Origin of the sequence: Vibrio sp. SCSIO 43133 (assembly GCF_023716845.1) — a bacterium.
Classification (GTDB): Bacteria; Pseudomonadota; Gammaproteobacteria; order Enterobacterales; family Vibrionaceae; genus Vibrio; species Vibrio mediterranei.
Genome location: NZ_CP068024.1, coordinates 1,841,407 through 1,854,145 on the forward strand (window position 1 = coordinate 1,841,407; position 12,739 = coordinate 1,854,145).

A 12,739-nucleotide genomic window follows, 5' to 3' on the forward strand; every position below is an offset into this window, starting at 1 on the left:
CCACAGCAACACACTCATCTTTGATAGGTCATGAAAGATGAGTGCCTGTTCTCACGCGCGAACACCTACCCAAGTTCGTTTATGCCAATGCTGTGAATTGCCTGTTGACATCGTCGACCTAAAAAAAGGCTACAGTGCTGATTGCCCTCGTTGCGGTACCCAACTCTATCGCAGCGAAAGTTACTCAATTGGTGGCAACCTTGCGCTAGCAATAACCTGCCTACTTCTGTTTATACCTTCTCATTATTTCGACTTTATAACTATCCGACTTGTAGGAATGATGATTGAAGGCACCTTAATGGAAGGGGTTTATGCCCTCATTAAGGAAGGCTACCCAGGGCTTGCTTTGTTAACCCTGTTTTGTCACACCATTGCCCCACTCGCTATGTGTGCCACAGTGATAACTGCTCATGTCGCACTGAAGTATCGTTGGTTCAATACGCTTAAAATATCGCTCAGCATTCTCTCACACAGTAAGCACTGGGTAATGTTGGATGTCTTCCTGATCAGTGTCGCTATTTCATGCTTTAAGCTCCAAGATTATTCGGATATTTACGTTGGGAATGCACTATATAGCTTGGTGATTCTACAAGTACTTACTATTGTTCTAGTGAACCGAGTAAGCACAAGACGTTATTGGGAAAGTTGGCAAGCAGAAAGCTCATTGCCAGTAGAAGCGAAAGAGATCCACTGCCACACATGCCATTTATCACAACCTGAAGCTAAGTTTTGCGTTCGTTGCCACAATCCACTGCACCATCGCAAGCCCAACTCCATGCAGAAGACATGGGCGCTGCTTATTGCCGCTACCGTTGCAATATTCCCAGCCAACCTTGTGCCTATTTCAATTTTAATTACCAATGGACAACGCCTAGAAGATACCATTTTTTCTGGGGTCGCATCGCTTATTAACAATGACATGCTGGGTATTGCCATTATTATCTTTGTCGCGAGTATCGTAGTACCCGTAGCTAAGATTATTGGCCTCAGCTATCTGATGTTTTGCATTCAATTCGACAAGGTTAAAAATCACAAAGTCGAAATGAGTATTTACCGAGCGATTAAATGGATCGGCAAATGGTCGATGACTGATTTGTTCGTCATTTCAATCATGCTTACCTTAGTAGACCGTGGCCAGATTTTGAACTTCACCCCAGGGTTTGGTGCCGTTGCCTTCGGTATAGTGGTTGTATTAACCATGTTTGCGGCCGAAACATTGGACCCACGATTACTGTGGGACAGACATAATTCGAAACCTTCCTTGCAACCTGAAACCAAAGTTGAGTAGTAGCTTTAATGAGTAACGAGAATCAACAGCAACCATCCTATAGCCCAGAGATTAAGAAAGATCGACGCATATCTCCTCTCTGGATCTTGCCTGTTTTGACCATCGCCTTGGCGGGTTGGTTATTAGCAAAAGCCGTTCATGATGCCGGTCAACGAGTGCAAATCTACTTCTCTGATGCTCAAGGATTAATCGCAGGTAGAACGACTATTCGCTATCAAGGTTTAGAGGTGGGTATGGTGCGAGACATCAATCTGTCAGAAGACCTGAGTAACATCTATGTCGATGCTGATATATATCCTGAAGCAACCAAATTACTGGGTGAAGACACGAAATTTTGGTTGGTAAAACCTTCCGCGTCGCTATCTGGCATTTCTGGATTAGATGCTCTGGTATCCGGTAACTACATATCGATTTTCCCTGCTACCGAATCCGATAGCGCGAAATCCAAATATGTGGCTCTTGAGTCAGTACCAACAGAACTCGCCGTCAACGACGGGTTAACTGTTACTTTAAAGGCAAGAGACTTAGGGGGCATTTCAGTAGGCTCAAAAATTGTCTACAAGAAAATTCCAATAGGTGAAGTCTATAGCTTCAAACTTGATAATGATGCTGAAACCGTAATTATAAAAGCATCTATTCAAGACGAGTTTCGTCACATCATCACTGACAAGAGCCGCTTTTGGAATGTGAGTGGCATCGGAGCTAATGTTGGTTTTCAAGGTGTCGACATTCGTCTTGAAAGCTTGAGTGCTATTCTCGCAGGCGCCATTGCCGTAGACTCTCCCGACGGTGGTGAACCGGTAAAAGCTGGGACAGATTTTAGACTGTACAAAGATCTTAAAACCGCTGGTCGCGGTATTCCAATTCGCATCGCCCTACCCGATAACAGCAACCTGAAGGCCAATGGGTCACCGATTATGTATCGCGGCCTTGAGATCGGCCGTATCAACAATTTGGCATTAAGCGGCGAACGAGACTCTATCATTGCTTCAGCATCTATCGAGCCAGCCTTCAGTGATATGCTCAATCAGGGCACATTGTTCTTATTGGAAGAAGCCAAAGTGTCATTGTCTGGGGTTGAAAACCTATCAAATCTGATTACTGGAAACTTTTTAACGCTCGTTCCTGGAAGTGGCGAACAAGCCCGTGACTTTGTAGCAGTTAAACAAGACGAACTCGACCGCGTTCAAGCGAAATCTATCGCTATACGTCTACTTTCTGAGAACTCATTTGGTCTTGAGCCTGGCAGCAGCGTCCTTTATAGAGGTATTCCTGTCGGTACGCTAAATAGCGTGGAACTGGTGGACGACCAAGTGGCAATGGATATCTCCATTGATATTGAGTACAAAGATCTGATTCGCTCGCAAAACCGCTTTTTCGTAACAGGCAGTGCTACCGCTGAGTTAACTAAAGCGGGACTCAACGTTACTGTCCCACCAGCAAAACAACTTCTAACAGGCTCTATCAGTTTTGTCAGTGAAGGTGCGAAAACAGACCGCGCAGAATTTGCCTTGTTCCAAACCAAATCGTTGGCTGAGTTAGCAAAACATGACCAAACTGGTTCAATGCGCCTGACACTATTCGCTAATGAGCTTCCTCCAATCCAAGAAGGTAGTCCTGTTCTATATCGAAATATGCAGGTAGGTAGCGTATCAAACTATTCATTGACCGATGGCGGAGTCTATATTCAAACGAGCATCGATAACAAATACAAGCACCTCGTTACACCGCAAACGGTATTTTGGAACCGCTCTGGTGTTGAAGTTGAAGCCTCTTTATCTGGGATCAGTGTTAAAGCTGCGCCACTCAAAACACTTATCGACGGCGGTATCGCATTTGATAGCATGCCGGGTATCGACAACAAAACTGGCAAGAACTGGAAACTATATCAGGACTTCAACTCAGCTCGTAAATTTGGTCAGTCTATTACTCTCTATACCACGACATCAGACCAACAAGTCAGTAAAGGTATGCCGCTAAAATACCAAGGGGTAAAAGTTGGTGAAGTGATGCTTACCGTTCCAGATTTCGATAAAGAGCGTGTTGAAGTAATCGCAAGAATTCTGCCGGAGTATGTCAATCAATTAACTACATCAGGCACCTATTATTGGATGGTGAAACCGCAAATCGGTCTTAACGGTGTGAAGAACCTAGGCGCTATTGTTAGTCAATATATAGCCGTAGAGCCGGGTAAAGGAAAAGCCTCTAAGGTTTTCGATCTTAACGATTTTCCTAAAGTAGAAAACGGCGTTGAGTTTACGCTACAAAGTGAAACTCGTGGCTCAATTAAGCCTGGAACACCAATCCTCTATCGAGACATTGAAGTGGGTCGTGTCACTGACGTCGAGCTTGGCACATTCGCTGACCGTGTCATCTCCACCATTCAAATTGATCCGCACTATGCGTATTTAGTCCGTTCTAATAGCGTGTTTTGGAATGTGTCTGGTTTAGATGTGCAAATTGGCCTCTCGGGCGCTAACATCAAGGCAGGTACTGTTGATAGCCTGATTCGAGGAGGGATTACGTTCTCTACTCCAGAAGGGAAACAGCTTCAACCTCAAGCAGAGGCCGGACAGTCGTTTTATTTAAACACCTCTGCAGAAGAAAACTGGAAAAAATGGCGCACGCCAATCCCTACTCCTTAATCGAACAAAAGACGCCTTTCCTAAGCCCGCAATAGCGGGCTTTTATTTGCTTTGATTACCGCTGGGTATATAATTCGCTGCTAAATAAACACAGCTATCGAAAGGCATCATTTTGCACGCCAATGTTTACCTCCCAGAAGACTTCTTAAGACATGTTGAAAATTTTCTCCCTAGCACTCTCAACATGGAAGACTTCATCGCAGCTTGTCAAAGACCCTTAAGAAAGAGTATTCGCGTTAATACCCTTAAGATTTCAATTGATGACTTTTTAAACAAAGCACTGGCAAATGGGTGGGAATTAACGACCATCCCTTGGTGTGAAGAAGGATTTTGGATTGATGCAGACGAAAGCACCGTACCACTTGGCAACACCGCAGAGCATATGGCCGGGTTATTCTATATTCAAGAAGCCAGTTCTATGCTGCCGCCTAGCGCTTTATTTTGTGGTGATGACAAATTTGAGGCCGTCTTGGACATGGCCGCCGCTCCCGGCTCAAAAACGACTCAGATTGCCGCATTAATGAATAACGAAGGGGTTTTGGTAGCGAATGAGTTTGCCGCTAGCCGCGTTAAAGTATTGCACGCCAATATCGAACGCTGCGGAGTCAGTAATGTTGCAATGAGTAACTACGATGCTCGCGTGTTTGGCGGATGGTTGCCCGAACAGTTTGATGCCATTCTCTTAGATGCACCATGCTCAGGGGAAGGAACCGTTCGTAAAGATGCCGATGCGATGAAAAACTGGAGCCTAGCGTCTACCAAAGATATTGCACAAACCCAGAAAGACCTTATTGAAAGTGCATTTCACGCCCTAAAAGTAGGTGGGTCCTTGGTCTATTCTACTTGTGCTTTAAGTCCAGAAGAAAACCAACAGGTTGCTCTTCATCTCACACAAACTTTTGGAAATGCTGTTGAAATCACGTCATTGCAACAGCTGTTCCCTGATGCAGAGAAAGCGACAACACAAGAAGGGTTTCTGCACGTTTTCCCGCAAACTTACGACAGTGAAGGCTTCTTTATTGCCAAATTTAAGAAAACAGCAGCTTACCCTGCTCCAACAGTAAAGAAGCGACTAGGTAAGTTTCCTTTTCAACCATTAACTCGAAAAGAATCAAGTGACGTTGTCACTCAACTACAGCAAACTATGGGAACCTCTCTTCCACAACACAGCACGTTATGGAAGCGTGACAATGACATTTGGTTATTCCCAGAAGCGCTAGAACCAATGTTGGGAGAGTTTCGTTTCTCGCGCATGGGTATCAAAATCGCAGAACAACATAAAAAAGGTTATCGCTGGCAACATCAAGTCGCTACTGCTCTGACTAATACTGAAACAGCCGCTGTTCCCCTATCTAAAGAGGACGCAAGAGAGTGGTTTATGGGTCGAGACGTAAGGCCTGAGGGCTTATCTGGCAAAGGCGAAGTGTTCGTTAGTTATAACGGCTTTATTATTGGTTTGGGTAAATGGGTTGGAAATAGAGTAAAGAATGGCCTTCCAAGAGAGTTGGTGCGCGACAAAAACCTGTTTTAAGCCAAATACATAGCGGTTTTAGCTAGCTAAAACCGCTTGTCACATCGCTTTTTTCCTGTTCTGTACTACACTTTAAAGGTTATCAACACATAGGCAATTAAACGCAATAGCCGTTTAAAGTAAAGATTCTAAGCACTGACATAAAGAAGCATAGCGACGCATTATTGAATGCAGGTTTGTTTAAAACAGTTAGCGTAGGCTCTCCATGAGCCATTCCCCTAGGCCCAAATCAGGATCAGTTTTGGGCCTCTTTTTGGTCTGAAGTTTTATCGTTAGTTTTGATTAGTCTTGAATCAGACGAATACCATCTTTATCAATACTGATCTTACCTTGCTTATATAGACCACCGATACTCTTCTTATATGTACCTTTACTGGTTTTGAAGGTGGCAAAAATCGCTTCAGGCGTAGATTTGTCGCTCAATGGTAAGAAGCCACCTTTCTTCTCTAGTAGACTTAGGATTTTTTCACTTAAATCATCCATTTTTGCAACGCCCACTTTTTGAAGCGTCAAGTCTATCTTACCATCAGAACGAACTTGTTTGATAAAGCCCTTCAACTGCTTACCGATAAACAACTTACCAAATACATCCGAAGGGAAAATCATTCCCCAGTGTTCACCATTAATGATCGCTTTGTAGCCCAAGTCACTGCGTTCAGCGATGAGCAAATCAACTTGCTGGTTCTTTGTATATTGTGCAGGTGTATTGTCTAAAATCTTGTTGAATTTCGTGGTACCAACGATACGGCCGGATGCTTTGTCGGTGTACACGTAAACCAGGATCGTTTGTCCTGCTGACAGGCGACCACGCTGTTCGCTAAAAGGAATAAGTAAGTCTTTCTCTTTAATTCCCCAACTGGCAAATGCGCCGATGCTATTTACGCCTTCAACTTTCATCAGGCCCCACTCGCCAACTTGTGCAACTGGTTTTTCTGTGGTTGCAGCAATTTGGTTGTCCGCATCAAAATAGAGAAAAACATCAACAACATCACCAACCGCTACACCCTCAGGAGCGTGCTTCTTGGTTAATAAAATTGAACCGTAATCTTTTCCGTCTAAAAACCAACCAAAATCCGCTTCTTTTGTTACTTCTAGCTGGTTGATACGACCTACGTTAATCATTGTGTTTATCTCTATTGGGGTAATTGGCGCGATTATACCTGACTCGCTTTAAGATGCTAGTTTACCTTGGTTCTGATATGCTTAACGTTATCAAAGTACACGGAGAAGTTGTTTGATCACCGTCGACAAGCAAGACGCCATTACACTCAAAATTGCACACGTGATGGCAAATTCAAAAAGATTAGATTTAGATGTTTACTTATTCATCCCAAACGAACTAGGGATGAAGTCACATCTAGTATCCGAAACAGATTTCTACTACGATTCAATTTCGCAAAAGCGAGCTTACTACAGTAATGAAACACTTCTGCCACTCGTTCACTCGCGATTAGCAAAGCGAGGACGCCTTTCTAATACTCAATACCGCGTCAGTTTGAGTCTATTCGCCTACCAATATGTTATTGCCCTCGATAAAGCAGTTGCAACCTTAAAAGAAACGGCGAAGGAAGATGTCACCGCAGATGAAATAGATGAAGTCATTGAACTCGCTCTCGATATTCTTAAGAAGATGCGCCGTTCGATTCCTTATGAAGAAAGCCTTAAACGTCACTATGCCAACATTGATAACTATTTATCTTGGTATACCGGGCAGAAGTTTCTCGAACTCGTCGTCTATATCCCTAACGGTAAGGCATATACCCCTTTAAAAGATCGGCTTATTACCATTGTCGAAAAAGAACAGGCACATCGAAATCTTAACAACTACAACTCTGAAAAAGTTCGTAAAGACCCTACTCGTCTTAGCAACAAGATGAGATTATTGCGCCGCTTGATTGAACACCCTGTAGTACTGCAAGAAAAGTCAACGTCCGTCGGCAGTAATACTAAACGAGTTATCAAAGGTACTGCGACTGGACTGGTGATGTTATTCGTAACGTCCGCGGTCATATTGGCACGCGATTATCTGGGCGAGATTACCGCTTCATTTATTCTTGTACTATCTGTTATCTACGCATTGCGTGAAGTATTTAAAGATGACCTACGCGATATTATGTGGCGCTGGATACAAAGAGGAAAACCTAAGTGGCGCAGACGTTATATCGATGCAACTACAAAGAAAGACGTGGGCAGGAAAATTGAGTGGTTGGACTACACAACGTTCGAAAAGATGCCAGATAGAATTAAGTCTATTCGCAAGAAGCGTGTGGTTCAAAGAGAAGAAGAAATCTTGCACTATCGCTCACTAACCGACATGGCGACCTCTAAATTTACCAGTGGTTATGATCAGACTCGTGAAGTCATTAATATTAACTTCCGAGCGCTGACGCGATTGATGGATAAATCCAACAACCGCTTTTATAAGCTTCAAGACGGTCAAGTAGTGAAAGAATCGTTAGAAAAACGTCACTTGCTCAATCTGATTGTGAAGGAGCACAACCATGGTAACGAACCCATTTACTATCGTTGGAAAATTGTGCTCAGCCGTTCGAAAATTGTCGATATAGAACAAATCCCACTGTAGTACTAAAAGTTTGAGTACACAGTTTGGTTTGCTAGGTTACGCTGCCTTAGCTTTTAATGACAAGACCAAAGAAAACTCCGCCATTGGTTCGTCACCATGTAGTGATGGACAGATGGCGGTAATCTTTACCGGTCTGTTCACACGCTCTCCCGTTCTTATCGTCTCGTCCAACATTTCATCAATAAGCCTTCCGTCAGAGCAAACAAATTGAACATCAGCTTCTGGCCGTTTTAGAAATTTGCCTTCGACCTCTTTGAATGCCAACGACACTTTATTACCGCGTTTTTGCGCTTTGTTCATCGCCATAAATCCGCCGGCAACATCAGCACCAACCGCAAGCACGCCAAAATACATACTGTTTAAGTGGTTCTTCGTACGTCGCCTTAATGGAATATTAATTACGACCTTTTCTTCGTTCAGTTCCAGTAATTTTGGACGGCATAACCAAATTAACGGCACCTTCATAAACCCAAACGCGTTAAGGTAAAAATTAGCCTTTTGTAACGGCGATAACATACGACTTCCCTCATTCATACTTGTCTGACCAGTAAACTAGAAAGCTACGAAGATGTCAAAATTTTGTTAATAAAAAGCTCCTAACTTCGTAAGAAGACAGGAGCTTTCACTGTAGCGCCGCCGTAATTAAGCTGCAGTGGAATATACGTCGATTCTACCCAGTTCAGAAATGAAGTCTTTAAGGGCTGGATAATCGTCGAGTGATCCAATTGTCAGTAGAGCCGGTTTTCGCGCTTCTTTTGAGGCGGCAACCGCTTCTTTAATTAGCTTTAGTACCGCTTCGTTTTGGGGGTCGTATAGATGAACTAGTTCTTCTTGATTGATGTCAACACCTAAAGTCAATTGAGTCAAGCTCTCAACTTTAATTACCAATCCATCGAAATACTGAAGCAAACGCTCAGACAGCAGCACTGCAGAAGGAGTGTCACAAGCAAACAATACTTTTAGACCATTAAGGCCTCGTGGCAAACCCTGCTCAGCGAGTCGATCAATGATTTTAGCGGCATCACTCAAGGCACGTACGCAAGGCACAACGATTTCGACATTAATACCGTCAGCTCTCAAACGCTTTATCACTTCGCATTCAAGCGCAAAGCACGCTTTATAAGCGTCAGAAGCAAATCGAGAGACACCACGAAGTCCCAGACAAGGGTTCACCTCATCAGGTTCCGCGCCTCCACCTAGTAGAGCACTCATCTCGTAGCTATTTGCATCATTGAGTTCAAGACGTACGGTGTCGTAAGAAGCAATATTCGCCGCTTTAATTGCATTCACTAACGTCTCAACAAAAAACTCCGAAGCACTTTGCTCACCTAAGATAGCATTTATTGCCTCGAGCTCTACGGTATCGAGAGAGTCAACCATTGAGGCATAGTTGGGGTGAAAGAATATCTTTTCCATAATGAGCTCAGAAATAGATACATAAAGATGGGTAGCAGGTTGCTGCTGCTCGCCAAAACTAGGCAGTACATTTCCAAGGTTCAGGTTGGTTGTTGATTCGGCTTCTTCTTGGCCAGTTTGGATAGTGTCGTACCCCATTGCTGCTCCGTGCTGTTGTTATTTGCTTTAAAGGAAAAATACCGACTCCCGCCAATGAATACAAGGGATTCCTTTTAATTAAATGTGACCACTATTTTTGTAGCACGAGGATAAAGCCAAACTTTGATTCTAATTTAACCAATGTGTGTTTTATGAAGGGCGAATCAATGCAAATGATACGGTTATCTCCGGATTAGAGGTTTATTCTAACTGTCATTTCGTTTATCTTTACCGCTTCGTAATAAATTTGCAGGCTGCACCATGCCATTAAAGACAGATGAACTAAGAACACAGGCATTAGGTCCAATGCCGACTCCGTCAGAATTGAGTACGAATCACCCAATCACGGATGACGTTGCAGAGCGCATTGCTAATTCTCGCCGTCAAATTGAAAGTATTTTAAGCGGAGAAGACAATCGTCTTCTTTGCATCGTAGGACCTTGTTCAGTCCACGATACTGAAGCTGCACTAGACTACGCTAAGCGTTTAAGTGCAATTCAAGACAAGTATAAAGACGAACTATTTATCGTCATGCGTACCTACTTTGAAAAACCACGCACTGTTGTTGGCTGGAAAGGCTTAATTACTGATCCCAATCTTGATGGTTCTTATGCTCTTGAGACTGGCTTAAACAAAGCTCGTGGTTTGCTTCTAGATATCAACAAACTTGGTTTGGCTACAGCAACTGAGTTTTTAGATATGATTACGGGCCAATACATCGCCGACCTTATCACTTGGGGCGCAATTGGCGCACGTACTACTGAGTCGCAAATTCACCGAGAAATGGCCTCAGCTTTATCTTGCCCTGTTGGTTTCAAAAACGGTACCAACGGCAGCATCAAAATTGCAATTGATGCGATTCGCGCCGCGAGAGCACAGCACTATTTCTACTCACCAGATAAACATGGCCGTATGACAGTATACCGCACCAGTGGTAACCCATATGGCCACGTGATTCTACGTGGTGGAGACACAGGACCAAACTTCGATCAAGCGTCTATCGAGAAAGCATGCGAGCAGTTAGCATCATTTGACTTGCCAGCTCGCCTAGTTGTTGACTTCAGTCATGCAAACTGCCAAAAACAACATCGTAAGCAACTCGACGTTGCGAAAGACATCGCTGGTCAAATCATCTCTGGTTCCAATAAGATTTCAGGCATCATGGCTGAGAGCTTCATAGAAGAAGGTAACCAGAGCATGGAAGATCTCCATAACCTTACTTATGGACAATCAATCACAGATCCTTGCCTTAGTTGGAATGATACCGTTCAAATGCTAGACATTCTTGCTGATGCTGTAAAACAACGTAACGAGAAGGAAGGTTAACATGCCGTCATTTGATATTGTTTCAGAAATCGACACAGTAGAACTGCGTAATGCTGTAGACAATGCAAACCGTGAACTGGCGACGCGTTTTGATTTTAGGAACGTCGAAGCATCGTTCTCTCAAAACGATGAATCCGTAAAACTTTCATGTGAAGGCGATTTCCAGCTTAAGCAAATGCGCGATATTTTGCGTGGTAACTTGACTAAGCGCGGCGTTGATGTAAACGCGATGGAATCGCAAACGGCTGAACAATCAGGTAAACAATGGCACCAAACCGTATTGTTCAAGCAAGGTATCGAAACCAACGTTGCAAAGAAAATCGTGAAACTTGTAAAAGACTCGAAAATTAAAGTTCAAGTCGCGATTCAAGGTGACAAAGTCCGCGTAACAGGTAAGAAACGCGATGACCTGCAAGCAACTATGCAGTTAGTTAAGACTGGCGAACTAGGTCAACCATTCCAGTTTAATAACTTCCGCGACTAACTCGAGTTAGTCGTTTTGATTAAAAGGGCGTTAACGCCCTTTTATTTTATCTGCGCCAAGCCAATTTCCTCATCGCCCTCTTTTAGAAGCCTATGTGATGAAGATTGCGGGTCTACAAACACTACTATACGTTCTTTGTTTGCTTTGCGTTTCTGAATGTCTTGAGAGACTTGTGCGATATCTTGAAACTCGATGCGCTCTGCGTCCCGTCGAACTAAATCAACAAATCCGAATGGACAACTCTTGTCAAAGAACACCACTTCAGCCTCTTGCATAATCCTTAGTGCTTTAATAGGCAGGAGTTCAGGGTCAACACCAAACTTGATCCACGTACAGGCATTGGAAAACTCTGCGTCACTGTTTATGAGCTGTTGATAGGCGAGCTCAAGTTCATGATTATTCTTACATTCCACTACCCTAGGTTCGTTGAAAAACAACTCCCAGAACTTGCGTCGCTCATCAACGGTAGCGAAATGCTGTTTAATATCACCACGTTTGCTTGCGGCAAAATCCGCCAGCTGAGCCGTATTCATGGGAAGTATGGATTCAAGCTTTTCTCGAATACCTCTAATTAAAACTGGCGAGGCACCACCACTTGATATGGCAATTTGAACGCGGCCGCGATTGATTATCGATGGAGTAATGAAGTCGCAATACGGGGTATCATCAACGACATTTACCAAAATACCCATTTTTTTAGCATCTTTATGCACCTGATGGTTAAGTTCTGGGTTATCAGTTGTCGCCCAAACTTGCACAAAGTCCTGATGCATTAACTCAGCTTCGTAGAAACGCTTTACCCATAAACATTTACCTTGCTCGACTAAATCATCAAGGTAAGGCTCTAGTTGAGGTGATACTATCGTTACGCGAGCCCCTGCTCTCGTTAAAGTATCCACTTTTCGGCACGCGACCTCTCCGCCCCCTACGACCAAAACTGGTCGATCTAGTAAATCCATAAACAGTGGAAAGTAACGCATAAATTTCCTTTTCTAAACGAAATAACTATTCATTCATATTCACCATTACGGTGCATATTTGTCACCGAGACATTGGTCACAAAACAATTTTTCACTGAATTTTTAATGTTTATTAGTCAAAAATTTGAACCAAAATCAATAAAACGACTGATTATGTTAATTTAACACAAATATAACATACCACTCTCTGAAGCACCCTTTTGGTGCCAAGCTGCACTATTTACAAAATCATCACATTTCGTCATTCTAACTACTGTTTAGACGTATGTGGCAACTCAAAACACTATTTAAATTAATAATTTGAGAAATCACAAATCATTATCTACGCTTTAAACGGTCGTTACAAA

The 12,739-nt window shown here is 43.2% G+C and carries 10 protein-coding genes; 6 read left to right on the forward strand and 4 right to left on the reverse strand.

Annotated features, from left to right (window positions below):
- Positions 1-37: 37 nt before the first annotated feature.
- The 3 genes from JKJ11_RS08745 (at position 38) to rsmF (ending at position 5,464) form a co-directional block, all read left to right on the forward strand.
- Entirely contained in the window at positions 38-1,288 is a 1,251-nt protein-coding gene (locus JKJ11_RS08745) for a paraquat-inducible protein A (RefSeq protein ID WP_252038016.1), read from the forward strand.
- 8 nt (positions 1,289-1,296) lie between these two features.
- Complete coding sequence (locus JKJ11_RS08750) at positions 1,297-3,933, forward strand: PqiB family protein (protein ID WP_198557843.1); 2,637 nt, start codon at positions 1,297-1,299, stop codon at positions 3,931-3,933.
- A gap of 112 nt (positions 3,934-4,045) precedes the next feature.
- Positions 4,046-5,464, forward strand: coding sequence for a 16S rRNA (cytosine(1407)-C(5))-methyltransferase RsmF (rsmF, locus tag JKJ11_RS08755; protein WP_252038017.1), 1,419 nt, complete (start codon positions 4,046-4,048; stop codon positions 5,462-5,464).
- Positions 5,465-5,746: 282 nt separating this feature from the next.
- On the opposite strand, the gene JKJ11_RS08760 is transcribed toward rsmF, so the two are convergent.
- Positions 5,747-6,586, reverse strand: coding sequence for a CvfB family protein (locus JKJ11_RS08760; protein ID WP_006074547.1), 840 nt, complete (start codon positions 6,584-6,586; stop codon positions 5,747-5,749).
- Between the two features lie 112 nt (positions 6,587-6,698).
- On the opposite strand from JKJ11_RS08760, the gene JKJ11_RS08765 reads away from it, so the two are divergent.
- Positions 6,699-8,048, forward strand: coding sequence for a hypothetical protein (locus JKJ11_RS08765; RefSeq protein ID WP_252038018.1), 1,350 nt, complete (start codon positions 6,699-6,701; stop codon positions 8,046-8,048).
- A gap of 36 nt (positions 8,049-8,084) precedes the next feature.
- Here the strand turns inward: JKJ11_RS08765 and JKJ11_RS08770 are convergent, their stop codons facing one another.
- Positions 8,085-8,564 (reverse strand): PaaI family thioesterase, encoded by a 480-nt coding sequence (locus JKJ11_RS08770; protein ID WP_006074551.1) that lies wholly within the window; start codon positions 8,562-8,564, stop codon positions 8,085-8,087.
- A gap of 126 nt (positions 8,565-8,690) precedes the next feature.
- Entirely contained in the window at positions 8,691-9,602 is a 912-nt protein-coding gene (locus JKJ11_RS08775; RefSeq protein WP_006074553.1) for a putative PEP-binding protein, read from the reverse strand.
- Between the two features lie 261 nt (positions 9,603-9,863).
- Here JKJ11_RS08775 and JKJ11_RS08780 point away from each other — a divergent pair, with 261 nt between their 5' ends.
- Positions 9,864-10,928 (forward strand): 3-deoxy-7-phosphoheptulonate synthase, encoded by a 1,065-nt coding sequence (locus JKJ11_RS08780; protein ID WP_006074554.1) that lies wholly within the window; start codon positions 9,864-9,866, stop codon positions 10,926-10,928.
- Between the two features lies 1 nt (position 10,929).
- Entirely contained in the window at positions 10,930-11,412 is a 483-nt protein-coding gene (locus JKJ11_RS08785; protein WP_006074555.1) for a YajQ family cyclic di-GMP-binding protein, read from the forward strand.
- 41 nt (positions 11,413-11,453) lie between these two features.
- On the opposite strand, the gene JKJ11_RS08790 is transcribed toward JKJ11_RS08785, so the two are convergent.
- A complete protein-coding gene (locus JKJ11_RS08790) occupies positions 11,454-12,392 on the reverse strand; it encodes a siroheme synthase (RefSeq protein WP_006074556.1) in 939 nt (312 codons plus the stop codon).
- Positions 12,393-12,739: the final 347 nt, after the last annotated feature.

What these genes read in the sequence shown, in the direction of transcription:
- JKJ11_RS08745 (WP_252038016.1), top strand. Translation starts at nt 38, where the DNA reads ATGAGTGCCTGTTCTCACGCGCGAACACCTACCCAAGTTCGTTTATGC.
- JKJ11_RS08770 (WP_006074551.1), bottom strand. Translation starts at nt 8,564, where the DNA reads ATGTTATCGCCGTTACAAAAGGCTAATTTTTACCTTAACGCGTTTGGG.
- JKJ11_RS08785 (WP_006074555.1), top strand. Translation starts at nt 10,930, where the DNA reads ATGCCGTCATTTGATATTGTTTCAGAAATCGACACAGTAGAACTGCGT.
- JKJ11_RS08790 (WP_006074556.1), bottom strand. Translation starts at nt 12,392, where the DNA reads ATGCGTTACTTTCCACTGTTTATGGATTTACTAGATCGACCAGTTTTG.
- JKJ11_RS08750 (WP_198557843.1), top strand. Translation starts at nt 1,297, where the DNA reads ATGAGTAACGAGAATCAACAGCAACCATCCTATAGCCCAGAGATTAAG.
- JKJ11_RS08775 (WP_006074553.1), bottom strand. Translation starts at nt 9,602, where the DNA reads ATGGGGTACGACACTATCCAAACTGGCCAAGAAGAAGCCGAATCAACA.
- JKJ11_RS08760 (WP_006074547.1), bottom strand. Translation starts at nt 6,586, where the DNA reads ATGATTAACGTAGGTCGTATCAACCAGCTAGAAGTAACAAAAGAAGCG.
- JKJ11_RS08780 (WP_006074554.1), top strand. Translation starts at nt 9,864, where the DNA reads ATGCCATTAAAGACAGATGAACTAAGAACACAGGCATTAGGTCCAATG.